Here is a 17,714-nt window from a genome sequence, read left to right as displayed (position 1 = left end):
GCGGACCGGGCCGGCGGTGGGATAGAGGGTGGATAGGATTCCGCCGACTTGAACTTTTTGGTTACTTTTTGTTTCAAGACAAAAAGTGACCGAAGGAAGAGACGTAAAGAAAAATACTTAAGGAAAGAAATCTAAATTAAAGAATCAGCCTTCCCTGTTTTTGGTTAAAACCCAATTCCACACTTAACTTTTTTGCTTCCAAAAACTGGCAACATCGCATTTCCATAACCCCGAGCGGCGGTGCAGGGAGATTGGTGGAAATATGAGAATCAGAAAAGCACCTTGCACGGGGCTATTGTTATTCAGCAACTTCGGGGCTGTTTGTCGAAGTGGGATTAGGTTGTGAAATCAAGATGAGTACTATGTTTGAAATCTTCTACTTCAGAAAAAATTCTCCAATGAAACACCCGTGGGGAGGAAGAAATTTTTCCGGGCCGGCGTGGCACCGTGTGGGGGAGGATTAAAATTTCTTGCCTTTTTTGGTTACTTTTTGTGGTAAGACAAAAAGTGACACGAGAAATAAACCCAAAGAAAAATGGGATATGGTTTAATTGAGAATAGAGAATCATTTTTAAAATCCTTCAAAACCAGGTCGATTGAGATTATAAGTATTCTACAATAGATAATTTAGAAACAAAAAAATCCGAGTCCTTAGCAGGACCCGGATTTTGGATTCAAAAAACCAAACAAATTATCTTCTATCCAACAGGCTTTCTCCGGCAGCACCGGCACCTAGGATTTTTTCCAATTCTGCTTTGAGATTTCCGGAGACTTCAGAATATCCCCTTTCATCCAACAACGGGATAAAAAACTTCAACATTTCGATCGAAATCAGGGCTTCACGGTCATAATCCCGACCTGTCTTTTGGTAAAATTTCAGCATCTGAATAGACTTATGGGAAATTTTATCCACCACATCCAAAGCAAGGTCATCTTCCCCAACCTCAAACAACAAAGGCACCGATTGTCCGCTAGCCAAATCATAGGCAACAGCCTCGTGAGGCATGACCTTCATGCTGAACTTCAGAATTTCCGCAGCCCTGTCCATATCCTCTTCGTCTAACAACGCAATGGCAATACTGTTTACCGCAGAGCGGTGATTGGAGGTAAATCTCCTGAATTCATCATCGAAATAGTTATCAGGATTGTCCATTCCCCTGAAAGCAAACTTCTCCATCATATTGGTGTATGCCAGGTCGGTATTCACCAATTCGGTTCTCATACCCTCAGGTTTTCTCACAGGAAGCAACCTGTAAGTCATGCCTTCCATCACCACATAGTCTTCGATATCGAGTGTGATGGTAGCCAATGAAGTATTGTTAAAGTAAATAGGCCTTTCCCAATTGTTGCTCGTAATCAGGTCGATCAGCATCAGGTTACCTTTTGTGAGGTAATTCCCTTTGATCCTAAGGTTGATTTGCTCGGTCATCAGACCTTCCATCGACTCGGGGATTAGGCCTTGGTTATAGACATTTTCCAGGTCGACATCTAAGATCAGGTTCCTCGAAGGGACCATGTTGTAGGTATTTTTGCTTCCCGATGCTGCCAATTTCAAAAGATCACTTCCGTTGTTTAGGAGTTTGAGATATTCTGAAGCTGAGATGGCTTGAAGGTTCTCTCTTTCCATCACATAAAGGACATCATTGGTGCCTTTTTTATAATTTTTTGGATCCAAAGAAAATGGCAAAGCAGCCGATTCATTGACCGGACGGGCCATCTGCTCAACATACCAATCCGTATCAAAGTAACTCAATACCACCACCCTCACGTCAGTTCTGAAGCCTTCGACCTCCTGAACATACCACAGCGGGAAAGTGTCATTGTCACCACCGGTAAACAAAATCGCATTTGGCGCACAAGAAGCAAGAAAGTTTCTGGCAGAATCAACAGAGAAAAACCTTCCCTGTCTGTTGTGGTCGTCCCAATTTTGGCTTGCCATCAATACCGCCACCGGTACAGTAGCGAGTGAGGCGATGATACCTGCCACGACGAGATTCTTGTTTAATCTTTCAATATAGTATGCCAAAGCCATCACGCCCAATCCTATCCAAATCGCAAAAGCATAGAAAGAACCCACATAGATATAATCCCTTTCGCGGGGCTCAACAGGCGGAGAATTGAGGTATAATACCAATACAACACCCATCATCAGAAACAGCATGGCAGAGATAAAGAAAGACTTGTTGTCTTTTTTTGCCTGAAAGACCAACCCTATCAAACCCAAAATCAAAGGCAGCATCAGGTAGTTGTTATGCGCTTTGTTTTCTTTGATATAATCAGGATAGATATCTGAGAAAAAATCTGTGATTCCCATCCAAGGGGCATCTGCAAAATCACTTTCCCTTCCTGAAAAATTCCACATAAAATACCTCCAATACATATGCCCAAGCTGATGGGTAAACATAAAATAGAGGTTGTCTCCGAAAGTTGGTTTTTGACCTTCTCTCAATCCAAGCTTCGATTGGTAGATTTGTTTGTGGCGGTCTTGAGTGGAATAAATCCTTGGTAGGATGGTTGTCCTCGCAGGATCATATTCATTGACGGTTGAATAATCCACGATTTCATACCTGTCTGTTCCCTTCATATAAATCGGGGCACCCTCTTTTTGATCAACCAATTCGGCATCAAAATACTGACCATGGATCAAAGGACGATAACCATATTGCTCCCTTTTCAAGTAAGAAACATAGCTGATGATATCCTTTGGCGCATTTTCATTGATGACAGGATCTTGGTTGGCACGGATGACGATGAGCGCATACGAACCATATCCAATTAAGATAAATACCAATGAAACCAAAACTGTATTGAGGATGACTTTTCCTTTCTTGATGGAATAGAGAATTCCATAAATCAGGGAACCCAAAAACAAAGCGGAAAAGACAACTATTCCAGATCCAAATGGCAACCCAATGCTGTTGACAAAGAAAATCTCCATCGAACCTGCCAGACTTGGAAGCCCGGGGATGATCAAATTATTGATGATAATCAATGCTACGCCTCCCAATAAAAGGGCAATGATACCTCCTTTGAGATTTGGATTAGGGTATTTTTTGAAATACACCACCAAAGCCAAAGCAGGCAAAGTAACAAGGTTCAGCAAGTGGACACCAATCGATAAACCCACCAAATAGGCGATAAATATCATCCATCTGTTTTCTTCTCTTTGGTCTTCGATCACATCCCACTTCAAAAATGCCCAAATGACTATCGCTGTAAAGAAAGAGGACATGGCATACACTTCTGCTTCCACGGCAGAGAACCAAAAGCTATCTGTAAAAGTATAGATGAGAGAACCCACCACACCTGCACCCATCAGGGTGATGATTTGGCCTTTGGTTTCAGTTCCTTTTTGAATCTGGAAAAGTCTACGACCGAATAAGGTAATGGTCCAAAACAGAAAAAGCACTGTAAATCCTGAGAAAACGGCACTTCCGACATTCATCCAATAAGCTACAGACAATCCGTCTCCGAATGCCAGAAATCCGAACATCCTATAAATCAACAGGAAAAACGGCGCTCCCGGCGGATGTGGCACCTGCAGTTTGTAGGATACAGCGATGAATTCTCCCGGATCCCAAAAACTGGCGGTCTGTTCCACTGTCAATATAAAGACGGTAGTTGATAGAAGAAAAACCAGCCATCCTGTGAGGTTATTGGCCTTTTGATAGTCAAGCATTGTTTTTGAAATAATAGTTTCGGGCGAAAATAATCAATAAATCCTAATCCATCTGTTTTTTAACAGCATTTAAGGTATTGTGATAAAAATTACTGTTCCCCAGATGCCACGGTAGTAGTTTTGTGAAGTCTTAAAAATTAAAATTCATTTCCTCAATGGTGCCTGTAAAAATTGTATCTCAATAAAAATTCTGGCATAAAACTGAAATGTCCGAAACCTCGGTCTTCCGACTTCGGTCTTCCGTCCTGTTTGAATTTTAAATTGGGTTAATGGCAAAATTGAGGATAACCACTAAAAATAACAACCATGAGTGCACAACCAAAAACATTCAGCGAATTGATTTCAGGCGACCAACCTGTATTGGTGGATTTCTTTGCCACCTGGTGCGGTCCCTGCAAGATGATGCAACCCATATTAGAAGACACAGCCCGTCAGGTGGGTGATAAAGTCAAAATCATCAAAGTGGATGTGGATAAAAACCCCTATGCCGCCAGTGCATATAAGGTAAGAGGCGTTCCGACTTTGATTTTGTTCCAAAATGGAAAGCCACTTTGGAGGCAATCAGGTGTCGTTCCGGCCAACCAATTGGTCAAAGTGATAAAGGACAACCTGAGCCAGAAAGTCTAATTTGAAAATGTGACAAAAGTCATTTTAAAGAAAACCACAGAAAGATAATTTTACATATCATTCAACTGAAAAAAATAAAAAAGCATATGACAATTGAACAGATCTATACCGGATGTTTGGCTCAGGGAGCCTACTATATTGAGTCAGACGGCGAAGCTGCTGTCATTGACCCTTTGAGAGAGGTACAGCCATATATAGAAAAGGCAGAAAGAAGGGGAGATACCATCAAGTATGTGTTTGAAACCCACTTCCATGCTGACTTTGTTTCAGGTCACAAGGATTTATCAATCAAAACTGGCGCTCCGATTGTATTTGGACCTACCGGGATGAAAATGGGATTTGATGCTATTGTTGCCAAAGACGGTCAGGAATTTCCGCTTGGCAAAGCAAAAATCAGGGTAATCCATACCCCCGGACACACCATGGAAAGTACCTGTTACCTTTTGATCAATGAAGAAGGAAAAGAGGAAGCTTTGTTTACCGGGGACACCTTGTTTATCGGAGATGTGGGAAGACCTGACCTTGCGCAGAAAGTCATTGCTGACTTGACCCAAGACAAACTTGCAGCCCATCTCTATGATTCTTTGAGAGACAAAATCATGCCTTTGGCTGATGATATCATCGTCTATCCTGCACACGGTGCGGGAAGTGCATGTGGCAAAAACATGAGCAAAGAGACTACCGATACTTTGGGCAATCAGAAGAAGACCAATTATGCGCTTCAAAAGATGACCAAAGAGGAATTTATGAAAGAGGTGCTAACCGGTCTTACTCCTCCTCCTGCTTATTTCCCTCAAAATGTCATGATGAATATCCAGGGATATGAGTCTATTGATACAGTGTTGAACAGAGGATTCAATCCACTGAGTCCTGCGGCATTTGAAGCTGCAGCCAACGAAACAGGTGCGGTTGTTATTGACACAAGAGACGCACAGGTTTTTGCAAAAGGTTTTATCCCCAACTCAATCAACATCGGTATCGATGGGAGTTTTGCGGTATGGGTAGGAGCATTGGTTCCTGACCTCAAGCAGGAAATCCTGATCGTAGCTGACGAGGGAAGAGAGGAAGAAGTCATCACAAGATTGGCTAGAGTCGGATATGACTTCTGTATTGGATACCTCAAAGGAAGTTTTGAAGCTTGGAAAGCCGATGGCAGAGAAGTGGACAACATCAAATCTGTCACCACAGAGGAACTTGCTCACCTGATCGAAAAAGAAGGTGGAGTCAACATCCTGGATGTCAGAAAGAACAGTGAATACCTTAGCGAACATGTGATCGATGCTGAAAATGCACCTTTGGATTATATCAATGACAGCATGGCCCAGATCAATAAAGACAAAACATACTATGTGCATTGTGCAGGTGGATACAGATCTATGGTATTCAATTCTATCTTGAAAGCAAGAGGATTTGATAACTTAGTTGATGTAAAAGGTGGATTTGACGCCATCAAGGATTCCGCTTTGTTCAAAGTAAGTGACTATGTATGTCCTACTACTTTGCTTTAGGAATTAATATCAGAAAAGTTGTGTTTTACCCCACATGGCAAGATTTCGGTCTTGCCATTTTCATTTCGAATCAAACAAAGTGATAATAGTCACTGGTTTCGAATGGAATTTTGAACAATTTTGGATATTATGCATTGCAAGAATCTGGTGTAGGTTTGGAGGGTTTTAGCCCCATTCTAATTCACAGAAAATCTACCCCAATGGCATTCAAAAATTGGGAACCTAATGAATCCAGACACAAAAACAGCCTTGGATTCATTTTGATCACTGTCTAAGTTCAGGATTGACAAAGCGGAAATTGTACCGGAATTCAAAAATGAAAAATTAAAGATTTAAAAAATTTAACAGACAATTAAAATGGAACAGTTTATTGAATGGATTAAGCAGCCTTGGCCTTGGTGGATCGCAGGTCCGATGATCGGTCTTGTCGTCCCCACGTTGTTGATCGCAGGGGGAAAAGCCTTCGGAATATCTTCCTCATTGAGGCACGTTTGTGCCATGTGTGTGCCGGCCAACATCCCTTTTTTCACTTATGATTGGAAAAAGGAATTGTGGAACATCGCATTTGTAATAGGTGTCGCCATTGGGGGCTTTATTGGCCATAACTTACTGGCAAATCCGGAAATGATAGAAGTTGCCGAGTCCACACAGCGCGATTTGGCTGCTCTTGGTATCACGGATTACAGGAGTATCATGCCTCACGAGATTTTCACTTGGGAGAATTTATTCACTGCAAAAGGCTTGCTTTTCTTTGTAATTGGCGGATTCTTGGTGGGATTCGGAACCAGATACGCCGGAGGATGCACTTCAGGACACGCGATCATGGGCATCAGTTCGTTACAGTGGCCGTCAGTCGTCGCTACGATTTTCTTTATGGCAGGTGGATTTCTGATGACACATGTCTTTCTTGGTCCTTTGATGAAATTAGTAGGCTTTTAATCTTTAGAAAAAAATGGGAACTGCAGTAAAAAAGGGAGAAAAACCGAATGTCGGAACAACTCCAAATAAAGAACAAAAAGGCGATGGTCCATTGGAATTATTGATGTACTTGATCATCGGCGTGGGTTTCGGTATTATTTTCATAAAAGCTGAAATTGTATCCTGGTTTAGGATCCAAGAGATGTTCAGGTTACAGTCCTTCTTTATGTATGGAGTAATCGGATCAGCCATTGTGGTAGGTGCGCTTTCGATTCAGGTTATCAAATGGTTCAATATCAAAACCATCAAAGGCGATAAAATCATCATCACAGACAAGGAATTCCGCAAAGGACAGATCATCGGCGGTTTCATATTCGGTTTGGGTTGGGCGTTGACTGGTGCATGTCCGGGACCTTTGTTTGCACAGATAGGAAGTGGATTTACGGTGATTTTGGTGACTTTGATAAGTGCCGTAGCCGGAACATGGGTTTATGGAAGGTTTTCAGATAAATTTCCTAACTAAGGTTGTAGAATTAATTTATTCGAATCATATTTGCTATTCAAATCCAAAATTGAACTTAAACACTTAGCCGCTTCCTTAAAGAAGCGGCTTTTTTATTGCCCATCAAAAACCCTTTTGATGATAAACCGGATCATCAAAATTATCACCAGAATAATTGACCCCACAATTATAAATTCCATAGCATCACATTTTTTGATTAACCTTCATTTTATAGGATGGTTTATAGAAATGCCATTTAATTTCCCCAAAACCAAAATTAATTTTCCCAAAGTCCTTTACTTTGCAGCCAAGAACCTAACCCTGTTGAAATTCATGACTTTGCTTCAAAAAAGGAGGATTGCCCTCGGAAGTTTATTTTTTATTGCAGGACTTTGTTTTTCTTCCTGGGCGGCAAGGATTCCCGATATCCAGATGAAATTTTCGCTTTCAGAATCCCAATTGGGAACGCTCCTTTTGGGATTGCCGATAGGTTCTTTGGTGGCCTTGCCGGTTGCAGGCTGGGCAGTGCATCATTTTGGAAGCAAGATTGTGGGTTTAATAAGCGTGACTGGGTATATGACCTTTCTTCCCTTGATAGGATTTAGCAATTCCCTTTGGATGTTGGTACCTGTTGTAGTGGTTTTTGGGATGATCGGAAACATGATGAATATTTCTTTGAATACCCAAGCATTGGCTTTAGAGGACACCTATGGGCGAAGCATTTTGGCCTCCTTTCATGGTTTTTGGAGTTTGGCGGGGTTTAGCGGTGCTGGAATCGGGGCAGTCATGATTTACCTAGATATTCTACCCAAAACCCATTATCTGATCATTTCTTCGGTGGTCTTGGTGGTCTTGCTGATGGCGCAGGGGTATTTGGTCAGTGAAAAAAAACCTGCTGATGGGGGAGGTGGTTTGGTCATCAGAAAACCAGATGACCTACTTTTGAGAATTGCAGGGATTGCTTTTCTAGGCATGCTTTGCGAAGGCTGTATGTTTGATTGGAGTGGGGTATATTTCAAAAAAGTCGTAGAAATAGAACCCGGCTTGGTGGCCTTGGGCTACGTTTCATTTATGGGGGCCATGGCTTCCGGAAGGTTTATTTCGGACAGAATGAACAATAAGTTTGGTCGGGTATTGATTTTGAGGATGAGCGGTATTTTGATTTTCAGTGGATTGATGCTGTCGGTGATTTTCCCCATTCCTGTAGTTGCTACGATTGGATTTCTATTGGTGGGTTTGGGAGTGGCTGCCATTATCCCCATATCTTACAGCATTGCAGGCAGATCTAAGTTGTATTCCCCTGGAGTTTCTTTGGCTATGGTTTCGACAATTTCTTTTTTCGGGTTTTTGATCGGGCCGCCAATGATAGGATTTATCGCAGACCTGTTGAGTCTGAAGGCATCGTTTGCCCTTGTAGCAGTTGCCGGCTTGGGAATTGCGGTTTTGAGCTCCATCAGGTTGGATGTATTCGAGTCAGTGGATGAGGTAACCAAACATTAGCCCATGGCAACAAAAGAGCCCTTTCAGTTTGAAAAAAAGTTTGAAGTTCTATCCTTTCAGATAGATCCCTTTGGGAAATTGAGGTGGTCAGCTTTGGGAGACCTGATGCAAGAAGTGGCGTGGAAGCATGCTGACAGCAGAGATTTCGGTCAGTCACTTTTTGATAAAGGGTATATGTGGGTCCTTTCGAGAATGCAGATCAAAGTCCACCATATGCCCTCATGGGGAGACCATATTATTGTCAAGACAGCCGGAAGAGGAATCGACAAGCTTTTTGCATTGAGGGAATTTTTGGTGGAGGATGACAAGGGAAATGTGATTGCAGAATCCATGTCAGCCTGGCTTTTGTTGGATGTCAGGTCAAAAAGGCCACAAAGGCCAAATCAGGTACTGCCGCCGGAATTGTTTTCTGAAAATCCTGACAAAGGACTATTGCCTGCCAAATTGGATTCTGCCGGCGCGTTCCAAATAAGTTCTGAATTGACAGTCAGGCCTTTTGATCTTGACATGAACAACCATGTCAACAACGTCAGCTACATCCGTTGGGTGGAGGATTTGTGTATTTCAGAAGGGATTGTCTTCTATGATTTTCTTATCAATTACCTCACCGAGGCAAAGCTCCATGAAGTCATTTCGTTGTCATTGTTTAGGCAGGACGAAACTTTTTTATTGTCTGGGACAAGCCAGAACAGGCAGGTTTTCTTGGCATCGGTCAAATAACCTAACAGGAAATCATGTCATGTGATGTATATCACATCTTTTTGCCTTGAAATGTTGGCAATTTTGTAATTGATATATTTAGCATCCTATGAAAGATTCTTTCCAGCCCATATTCAAAATGCTGACCATGATGGTCGGTTTATTGCTGAGCGTAACCTTGCTTACTGCTATCCTGATAGGTGTCATTATTATGGCTTTCAGCGGGGGAAATCTCCCTCCCTTAAACCAACCTCAACCTGCCAGCCTGCAGACCGTTGCGGCAGTAGTAGTGGAAACTTACAAAGGTGTCATCCCAAAAGAAGGGATTTGGCAGGCGCCAGATTGGACTTCTGTGGATCAGGAACCCAATGCGGAGGACATCAAATATGGCAAAGAGCTGATAGCCAATACCTCTACCTACCTTGGGCCAAACGGAAAAGTCAAGAAAATTTCCAACGGGATGAATTGTCAGAATTGCCACCTCAATGCAGGCACAGCTCCTTTGGGTAACAACTATGGCGCAGTCGCTTCTACTTATCCGAAAGTCCGTGCAAGATCCGGGCAGATGGAGGATGTGGAGAAAAGGATCAATGACTGCTTCGAAAGAAGCCTTAATGGCAAGGCCCTCGAAAATAACAGCAAGGAAATGGTGGCCATGGTCGCCTATATGCAATGGCTTGGAAAAGACGTGCCGAAAGGGGAGTCTCCAAAGGGCTCAGGAATCTATGAAGTTCCGTTTTTGGACAGGGCAGCTGATCCGGTCAAGGGTAAGGCTGTTTATGCCCAACAGTGCCAAAGCTGTCACATGGAAGATGGTCAGGGCATGCCAAAACCTGATAAATCAGGACATATCTACCCACCTCTTTGGGGAGAAAACAGCTACAACGACGGGGCGGGATTGTTCAGAATGTCACGATTTGCGGGATATGTAAAAACAAACATGCCTCTCGGAGCGACTTTTGAAAGACCTTTGCTCACGGATGAGGAAGCATGGGATGTGGCTGCTTATGTCAATTCATTGCCTAGACCAAAAAAAGACCTCAGAAAAGATTGGCCTGATATTTCCAAAAAGCCGATTGACCATCCCTTTGGTCCATTCTCTGATGATTTTACAGAAGAGCAGCACAAATTCGGTCCATTCAAACCTATCAAAGAAGCTAGAGCCAGCGCATCTAAATGAAACCTTTCATCTTTCTGATTTTTTTATCCTCATTTAGTCAGGTCAGCTACGCCCAAGAGCAGGATTCTCTCAGGTCCAAAAAGCCCTCCCTCATTCAGGGAACGGTGGGTTTGCGTTCGTTTTGGATGTCGACGAGCTATTGGGAAGACTTCAAAGATGATTATGCTTTGGGTCAAAGTGCCTTTATCCAACTGAAAACAAAAGCTTACAAAGGGTTTTCCCTTGTCGGCCGATATTCAGTATTTGGCAATGTGACCAGCTCCGAACTGACCGAGCGCGATCCGAAAACAGGCAATTTCAACAGGTATGAAGTAGGTCTTTTTGATGTAAATGACCCTAATGATAAGTTTTTTGGGAAATTGGAAGAATTACAACTTCGCTATGATTCCAAAAAGTTTTCTGCCATCGCCGGGCGAATGACGGTCAATACACCTTTTGTCAACCCCCAAGACGGTAGACTGTCTCCGACTTTTGTAGAAGGAATCAGCTTCGCTTTTAAGCCGGATCCGAAAAATCAGTTTTCAGCAGATTTTATTGGAAAAATAAGTCCGAGATCGACTTCAGGTTGGTATGATGTGGGAGAATCGATAGGGGTTTATCCTGAAGGACAGAGCGTCTTGGGAAAACCCTCAGGCTATACAGGAAATACGAGCAGTGACTTTGTGACCATATTGGACTGGAAGCACAGGTTGACCAAAGACATGCTTATCCAGGTAAACCATATTTATGTTGACAATATTTCCTCCACATTGCTTTCTCAGGCCAACAACGATTGGGACTTGGCAGGGACTTCCAACAAGCTGGTAACAGGCCTGCAGTTTATCCTGCAGCATGGGTTGGGAGAGGGTGGAAATCCCGATCCTTTGAAGCAATATAAAGATCCTGATGACCTGAATTTTGTTTTCAGCGGAAGGATAGGATTAAAAAATCCCAAAATGATATGGTGGGCAAACTACACCCGCATCGACGGACAGGGCAGATTTCTCAGTCCCAGAGAATGGGGCAGGGACCCATTTTTTACCTTTATCCCCAGAGAAAGGAATGAGGGTTATAACCAGGTCGATGCACTGACGACATATTACCAGCGGAATTTTCTAAAATCCGGAATTCAGGTATATGGTTACGCAGGACTTCATTTTCTTCCTGAACCTTCGAGGGTGGAATACAACAAATATGCCTTTCCTTCTTATGCACAACTTAATTTTGGAGGGAAATATGCTCCTTCAGATTGGGGAAAAGGACTGGATTTCCATTTGATCCTGATGAGTAAGATCAACATGCTTTCCGGAGAAATGAAACCCCAATGGATATACAATAAGGTAAATATGGTGCACGTCAATTTTATAGTAAACTACACAATCCAATGGAAGTAAGCGAAAAAGTCGATGTGGCACAGTTTGAGTCTTTGTTGAAAGCCAAACCCGCTTTGATGGTATATTTTTTCCAAGAAAAGTGCGGGGTCTGCACCGGCCTTTTTCCCAAAGTCCAAGAAATGGTCAAGGTCGAATTTCCAGAGATGGAATTACTCGTTCTAGATGCACATCAATACAGGGAGTTGGCGGCACAGCTGAGGATGATGGCTGTCCCGGGAATCTTGGTTTATTTTGAAGGAAAAGAATTTTTTAGGGCAAATGGATTGGTGACTTTGGGGGAATTGAGGACAAAAATTGGAAGGTATTACAATTTGATGTTTGGTTGATTTGGCTAAGGAAAAGTGTATGGCCAATAGATTTTTTCAATAGATAATTTTCCCGAATGGTAACATTCATCACATGTTTTGGCTGTCAATAATTGGAAATTTGATCTATCAAAAACAATAAATTTAAAGTGTTATGAGCGATCAAGAAATATATTCCATGCCAAGGATTGGGGACATGGCCCCGGATTTTGCGGCGATGACCACCACAGGTCCCATCAAGTTTTCTGACTATATCAAAGGGAAGTGGACGATTCTTTTTTCACATCCCGCGGATTTTACACCGGTATGTACCACAGAGATGAGCGGATTTGCTCTCGAAAAGAAATTCTTCGAAGAAAATGACACCAAGCTTATTGGATTGAGCATTGACTCTATCCATTCACACATTGCTTGGGTGAATAACGTGCGCAAAAATACCGGAGTGCTCTTCGAGTTTCCGATCATTGCGGATATAGACATGAAAGTTTCCAAATTGTATGGCATGCTCCAGCCCGGCGAAAGTGAAACTGCTGCAGTGAGGGCCGTATTTTTTATCGATCCAAATGGAAAAATCCGTCTGATCATGTATTATCCTTTGAATGTGGGCAGAAATATGGACGAGATCAAACGTGTTCTGATCGCCTTACAGACTGCCGACAAATACAAAGTCGCCATGCCTTTGGACTGGAGACCTGGACAAAAAGTGATCGTTCCGCCACCAAAAACCGTTGCAGAAATGCAGGAAAGAGAAGCCAGCGATTACGAAATGGTTGATTTCTATCTTGCCAAAAAAAGCATCTAAACCGATCCATTTGAATATGGAAGCTACCTGATGAGGGTAGCTTTTTTTATTTCCCTCTCTTCATATCAGTATGAAACTTGATTATTTCGCGACGACAGATCCTAAGTTTTTATCTGATGTTTTGAAACATTATTGAGATTTCAATGATCAAATCCATTTGTTTCCCTCGGATTTTTGATATAAAAATCACCTGTTTTGGGATCTATTTTCGGGTTTTTCGGTAGTTTGTTTGACTCTATTTTATTTTTTTTTCCTAACAACAACAAATAATGACTGATTTTGATAAAATTTTTTTCAAAGGTTAAATCTGTCAAAATTCCACTACAAAATGCAGATAAGTATTTTGCTAATACAATAATTGCCACATATTAAAAATACGGTATTATTCAAAAATACATACAAAATCATAAGCATTCTATTTATTTTATTATAAAAAGTTTTGTTTTTAATATTTGTATTTATATTGCATCACATTTAGAACAAGAAATAATCTCGCAAGAATATCTCTTTGGTTTAAAAACTCTTCGGTTAAACGACTTTGTAATTTTAATGAAATGACTTCTAAGGAACAGGAAAGAACAAGATTCCTTAAAAGGTTTTGAAAAAAGAATAAGGTAAGATCACCCCACGCCCTAGTTTCCTTTATTGCTTCCCCAGATTGTAAATCACCTAATTATTATTTGGGAAGAATGGATCAAAAGATCACCCACTTATTCTGAAACACCCTTTTATTCATCTGTGATTATCCTTGGGATAGTCGACCCACATTGCAAGAAACTTTCATTGTTTCCTTAGGCTTTGCCTGGAAATCTATGGACTGTTTCACTGTAGTATGATTCTCTGAAAAATATTAAAACAAATACTTACTGATTTTTATAAATGCAACCTGATAGTAACATATCGTTTTTTGAAGGCGTACCGGCAGCAAAAATTTGCTGCCTGGTACTGCTTGCATTTATGCCCATGGTGTCTTGGGGACAGACCACTTATACCTGGATCGGTGCCAATAATGGATCTTGGGCAACAGGAACCAATTGGAGTCCAACAAGGACGACACCGGCAACAACTGACATTCTCCAATTCAACTCCGGTCAGACACTGACCATAACGGGTGTACCAACTCAGACCATCAGCAGACTAACCGTAACAAACAATTCAAATATCACTTTATCCTCTACTGTCAATAACCAGAGCTTTACCCTCAACAATGGAACAGGTGTAGATTGGACTGTAAGTACCGGTTCAAGACTGGTCCTGACCGGAACAAGCAGACTCCTGATTACACTTGCGGCCAGTGCGACAGCAACAATTGATGGAGAATTGGTATTGGGAACAAACGGGAATATCAGCACGGCCAATGCGGGAACTCTAGTCACCGTCAATGGCAAAATCACCAATACAGCTGGAAGTTTCACTAGTTCTGCTACTACTAAAATTGTATTTGGACCAAACAGTGAATATACCCATGCCAGAAATGGGTCTGCCCTTCCTTTTGCTACCTGGAACCTGACTTCAACTGTTAGGTTGACGGCAGTGACAAACACTACTGTTGGAAGTACAAACCAAAATTTTGGAAACTTTATTTTTCAATCCCCGGCCATGACAGTAAACATGACTTTTTCACCTTTGGGGATTGCAGGAAACCTAACTATACAGAATGGTTCGTCTACCGGGGAAATCAGACAAGGCTCTACAGCTTTTTCGGTTGGAGGAAATTTTATTTTCACGAGTGGCAGATATGCGATAGTCAATGCCACAGGAGCACAAAGGAGCATTACAGTTCTTGGAAGTGCCACGATCACTGGCGGATTGCTAAACATGAGCATCAGCAATACAGCCATCGGCACCTTAAATATTGCCAGGGACTTCACCCATACAGGCGGCACCATCAATGAAACCGCTACAGGTTCAGGTAGAATTATTTTTAATGGGAATACCACTAATCCCCAGAATTATACATCTGGCGGGACCGTCACCAATGCGATCAACTATATCGTGTCGACCGGGGCATATGTCCGTCCGGCTGATTCCAATACAGTGTTCCTTGGTGACGGTACTTTTACCCTTCAAACAGGCGCAACACTTGGAATCAAATCAGCACAGGGAATCACCACCACCGGTGCCACCGGAATGGTGAGGGTGACCGGAGCAAGATCATACAATACAGGTGCAAATTACATTTATAGCGGTCAGGCAAACCAAACTTCAGGAAACGGGCTGCCTAATACGGTCAATAGCCTGAGAATAGAAAATTCCGGCCCGATCGGAAATCAAACTGTTAGCCTTTCGCAAAATACAGCCATTGTCACCAACCTTTCAGTAACTGCAGGAGGACTTGATTTGTCGACTTTTACTGCCAACCGGACTTCCGGCGGCGGTACTTTAACCTTAGCAGATGGGGCATTGCTCCGAATTGGCGGAACCAACACACTTCCTTCCAATTATACATCCCACGCGATTGGCTGTAACAGTACCATAGAATATTATGGAAGCAACCAAACTGTCGCCAACATCAATAGCCCATCGACTTACGGGAAATTATTACTCAGCGGTACAGGAACCAAAACCTTGCAGGTTGGGACCAATACTCTTTGTTCGGACTTTGAAATGTCCAGTACAGTATCGGCGACAGCTGTTGAAGGCATCAATTTCAACGGCAATGTTAGAATTGGGGCAGGAACAACATTCACAGGAGGAGGTTTTACACATCAGGTTGCCGGAAACTGGAATGTCGAAGGTGTATTTATTCCGGGAAATGGATTGGTTGTATTCGATCAAAATGGGGACGTGAACATTGCCGGCGGTACTTTCAATAGCCTCAGAGTATCTGGAACAGGTCTTAAAACAGTGACAGGAAACATAGAAATTAACGGGAATTTTTTGGTAGAAGGCTTGGTGAATATTTCCTCGCCTTTTACTGTGACCGTTAGACCATCTGCCCTGATGACAATAGAAAATACCGCATCATTGACTACTTCAGGTGCTTCAAAAGTTGTCTTGAACCCTGCTGCTGTTTATCTCAATTTCAGCTCAGCAAACCCAACTTTGGAAGTGCAACAGGAATTGACCGGCAACAAAGGTTGGAGAATGATGGGCTCCCCTGTCGGTACCACCTATGCAGATATTCTTTCCAATGTGGAAAGCCAAGGATTCCCAGGATCCAATAACCCCGCTTTTCAACCCAACATATTGTGGTCTGATGAGACGGACAAAGGTACAAGTCTCCAATCCTGGAGAAAGCCTGCTCAGATTTCTGACGCAGTGCCTTCGGGAAGAGGACATTACTTGTATGTATTCAATGGCGCTGAAAAACCATCCGGCGGTGGAAACTACTCCGATGTATTGCCACTTACGATGGCTGCCACCGGAACTGAACCGAACCTTGCAAACGGAATTTTTGATTTTGGTGTCACTTTCACTGCGAGGGATACCAATCTGGTGGCAGATGCAGGCGAACTCACCGAAGTCAATTTAGCAGATGCAGGCTTCAACCTGATCGCCAATCCGACTGCAAGTATGATCGATTTCTTTTCGCCAACCGGTTGGGTCAAAACCAATATCGACAACACAATCTATGTTTGGGACCCGGCGACCAATTCATTTTTGACGCACAACGGAACACTCGGTACTTTGGAAAATGGCCGCTTGGCTCCCTATCAGGCATTTTGGGTAAAAACCAACAACGAAAACCCCAGCCTTCAGTTGACTGACAATGGTGTAAAAACCGACATCACCAAGGATTTCTTCGGCAGAAAATTAGAAGAAGAAGAGCCTTTTGCGATCCGACTCGGAGTAACGGGTGAAGAAATGCAGGCAGAGTCTTATATCAGCTTTGGAAGAGATGGTAAAGAATCTATCGACCCTAAAGATGCCTTTCAACTGGAGTCTTTGGGAGACAATTGGCTATTTCTATTTTCCTACGGGTCGATCCGCACCGGCATTCCTTTGGTTATCAATAACCTTCCTTTGATCGACGAGCAGGAAATGGTCATTCCATTGCATTTGGCAGCTTCCAAAAACGGAAAGGCCTTCAAGGGTTCTTTCCTGATGAACTGGACTTTGCCGGCAGATTTACCTGCCGATAAAAGTATCGTTCTGATGGATCACCTGAATGAAAAGGCCATCAACATGAGAGAGGAAACGGCTTATTCGTTCGATTTCCAAGCTCCCGAACTCCCTGCTAAAAACGCAAGGATATCCACTAATGATTTTGAATTGCCAAAAGCAATAATATTTCAATCACCATATCCAACAGGCGAAATCCATGCAAAAATCAACTCAAATTCTCCGACCAGGCCTTTTACCATCTATATCGGTGGCGCATTTAAAGAGGACAAAATTGAATACCTACCTGATTTTCCGAAGTTATTTCCGGTAAGCCCGAATCCGTTTAGGGATTCTGCCAAAATCAGGTTTTTCTTGCCTGAATCGGCCAAAGCAGAAATTCTGGTATACGACCTGATGGGCCAGCAGGTAGGTGGATTTCCGGCAACGGAGTATGGAACAGGGATACATGAAATGGATTGGATTCCCTCTGCCAATAAATTGGCACCGGGCATGTATGTCATCCAATTGGCCACCAATGATTTCCGATTTACCCAAAAACTGATTAAAAACTGAG

Annotated in this window: 13 protein-coding genes; 11 read left to right on the top strand and 2 right to left on the bottom strand. The window is 42.6% G+C overall.

The window, feature by feature from the left end:
- Nucleotides 1-691: 691 nt before the first annotated feature.
- A complete protein-coding gene (locus DQW11_RS16495) occupies nt 692-3,679 on the bottom strand; it encodes a glycosyltransferase family 117 protein (protein ID WP_113925197.1) in 2,988 nt (995 codons plus the stop codon).
- A gap of 306 nt (nt 3,680-3,985) precedes the next feature.
- On the opposite strand from DQW11_RS16495, the gene trxA reads away from it, so the two are divergent.
- The 10 genes from trxA (at nt 3,986) to DQW11_RS16445 (ending at nt 13,093) form a co-directional block, all read left to right on the top strand.
- Entirely contained in the window at nt 3,986-4,306 is a 321-nt protein-coding gene (gene trxA / locus DQW11_RS16490; protein WP_113925196.1) for a thioredoxin, read from the top strand.
- Between the two features lie 86 nt (nt 4,307-4,392).
- Nucleotides 4,393-5,814 carry an MBL fold metallo-hydrolase gene (locus tag DQW11_RS16485; protein ID WP_113925195.1) on the top strand — a complete coding sequence of 474 codons (1,422 nt, stop codon included), beginning with the start codon at nt 4,393-4,395 and terminating at the stop codon, nt 5,812-5,814.
- A gap of 357 nt (nt 5,815-6,171) precedes the next feature.
- A complete protein-coding gene (locus tag DQW11_RS16480) occupies nt 6,172-6,753 on the top strand; it encodes a YeeE/YedE family protein (protein WP_113925194.1) in 582 nt (193 codons plus the stop codon).
- A gap of 103 nt (nt 6,754-6,856) precedes the next feature.
- The gene (locus DQW11_RS16475; RefSeq protein ID WP_232826777.1) at nt 6,857-7,255 is read left to right on the top strand and encodes a DUF6691 family protein; all 399 of its coding nucleotides are present in this window, start codon (nt 6,857-6,859) and stop codon (nt 7,253-7,255) included.
- A gap of 312 nt (nt 7,256-7,567) precedes the next feature.
- Nucleotides 7,568-8,734: an MFS transporter gene (locus DQW11_RS16470; RefSeq protein ID WP_113925301.1), complete on the top strand. Its 1,167-nt coding sequence runs from the start codon at nt 7,568-7,570 to the stop codon at nt 8,732-8,734.
- A 3-nt stretch (nt 8,735-8,737) separates the two neighbouring features.
- Nucleotides 8,738-9,454, top strand: coding sequence for an acyl-[acyl-carrier-protein] thioesterase (locus DQW11_RS16465; RefSeq protein ID WP_113925192.1), 717 nt, complete (start codon nt 8,738-8,740; stop codon nt 9,452-9,454).
- Nucleotides 9,455-9,542: 88 nt separating this feature from the next.
- Nucleotides 9,543-10,613, top strand: coding sequence for a c-type cytochrome (locus DQW11_RS16460; RefSeq protein WP_113925191.1), 1,071 nt, complete (start codon nt 9,543-9,545; stop codon nt 10,611-10,613).
- Nucleotides 10,610-11,986: a hypothetical protein gene (locus DQW11_RS16455; protein ID WP_113925190.1), complete on the top strand. Its 1,377-nt coding sequence runs from the start codon at nt 10,610-10,612 to the stop codon at nt 11,984-11,986. The genes DQW11_RS16460 and DQW11_RS16455 overlap by 4 nt, the downstream gene beginning before the upstream one ends.
- Entirely contained in the window at nt 11,977-12,312 is a 336-nt protein-coding gene (locus tag DQW11_RS16450; RefSeq protein WP_113925189.1) for a thioredoxin family protein, read from the top strand. Before DQW11_RS16455 ends, DQW11_RS16450 begins: the two co-directional genes overlap by 10 nt.
- A gap of 133 nt (nt 12,313-12,445) precedes the next feature.
- The gene (locus DQW11_RS16445; RefSeq protein WP_232826775.1) at nt 12,446-13,093 is read left to right on the top strand and encodes a peroxiredoxin; all 648 of its coding nucleotides are present in this window, start codon (nt 12,446-12,448) and stop codon (nt 13,091-13,093) included.
- Nucleotides 13,094-13,233: 140 nt separating this feature from the next.
- On the opposite strand, the gene DQW11_RS16440 is transcribed toward DQW11_RS16445, so the two are convergent.
- Nucleotides 13,234-13,458: a hypothetical protein gene (locus tag DQW11_RS16440; RefSeq protein WP_113925188.1), complete on the bottom strand. Its 225-nt coding sequence runs from the start codon at nt 13,456-13,458 to the stop codon at nt 13,234-13,236.
- 514 nt (nt 13,459-13,972) lie between these two features.
- Between DQW11_RS16440 and DQW11_RS16435 the strand changes: the two genes are divergently transcribed.
- A complete protein-coding gene (locus DQW11_RS16435; protein ID WP_113925187.1) occupies nt 13,973-17,713 on the top strand; it encodes a T9SS type A sorting domain-containing protein in 3,741 nt (1,246 codons plus the stop codon).
- Nucleotide 17,714: the final 1 nt, after the last annotated feature.

Source organism: Cognataquiflexum aquatile (genome assembly GCF_003316845.1).
GTDB lineage: Bacteria > Bacteroidota > Bacteroidia > Cytophagales > Cyclobacteriaceae > Cognataquiflexum > Cognataquiflexum aquatile.
Note: the sequence above shows the minus strand (reverse complement) of the source record. Positions and strands in the feature narration are given on the sequence as shown.

Bases quoted from the DNA above. Each gene is read 5' to 3' on its own strand.
- DQW11_RS16495 (WP_113925197.1), bottom strand. From the start codon at position 3,679: ATGCTTGACTATCAAAAGGCCAATAACCTCACAGGATGGCTGGTTTTT.
- trxA (WP_113925196.1), top strand. From the start codon at position 3,986: ATGAGTGCACAACCAAAAACATTCAGCGAATTGATTTCAGGCGACCAA.
- DQW11_RS16485 (WP_113925195.1), top strand. From the start codon at position 4,393: ATGACAATTGAACAGATCTATACCGGATGTTTGGCTCAGGGAGCCTAC.
- DQW11_RS16480 (WP_113925194.1), top strand. From the start codon at position 6,172: ATGGAACAGTTTATTGAATGGATTAAGCAGCCTTGGCCTTGGTGGATC.
- DQW11_RS16475 (WP_232826777.1), top strand. From the start codon at position 6,857: ATGTACTTGATCATCGGCGTGGGTTTCGGTATTATTTTCATAAAAGCT.
- DQW11_RS16470 (WP_113925301.1), top strand. From the start codon at position 7,568: ATGACTTTGCTTCAAAAAAGGAGGATTGCCCTCGGAAGTTTATTTTTT.
- DQW11_RS16465 (WP_113925192.1), top strand. From the start codon at position 8,738: ATGGCAACAAAAGAGCCCTTTCAGTTTGAAAAAAAGTTTGAAGTTCTA.
- DQW11_RS16460 (WP_113925191.1), top strand. From the start codon at position 9,543: ATGAAAGATTCTTTCCAGCCCATATTCAAAATGCTGACCATGATGGTC.
- DQW11_RS16455 (WP_113925190.1), top strand. From the start codon at position 10,610: ATGAAACCTTTCATCTTTCTGATTTTTTTATCCTCATTTAGTCAGGTC.
- DQW11_RS16450 (WP_113925189.1), top strand. From the start codon at position 11,977: ATGGAAGTAAGCGAAAAAGTCGATGTGGCACAGTTTGAGTCTTTGTTG.
- DQW11_RS16445 (WP_232826775.1), top strand. From the start codon at position 12,446: ATGAGCGATCAAGAAATATATTCCATGCCAAGGATTGGGGACATGGCC.
- DQW11_RS16435 (WP_113925187.1), top strand. From the start codon at position 13,973: ATGCAACCTGATAGTAACATATCGTTTTTTGAAGGCGTACCGGCAGCA.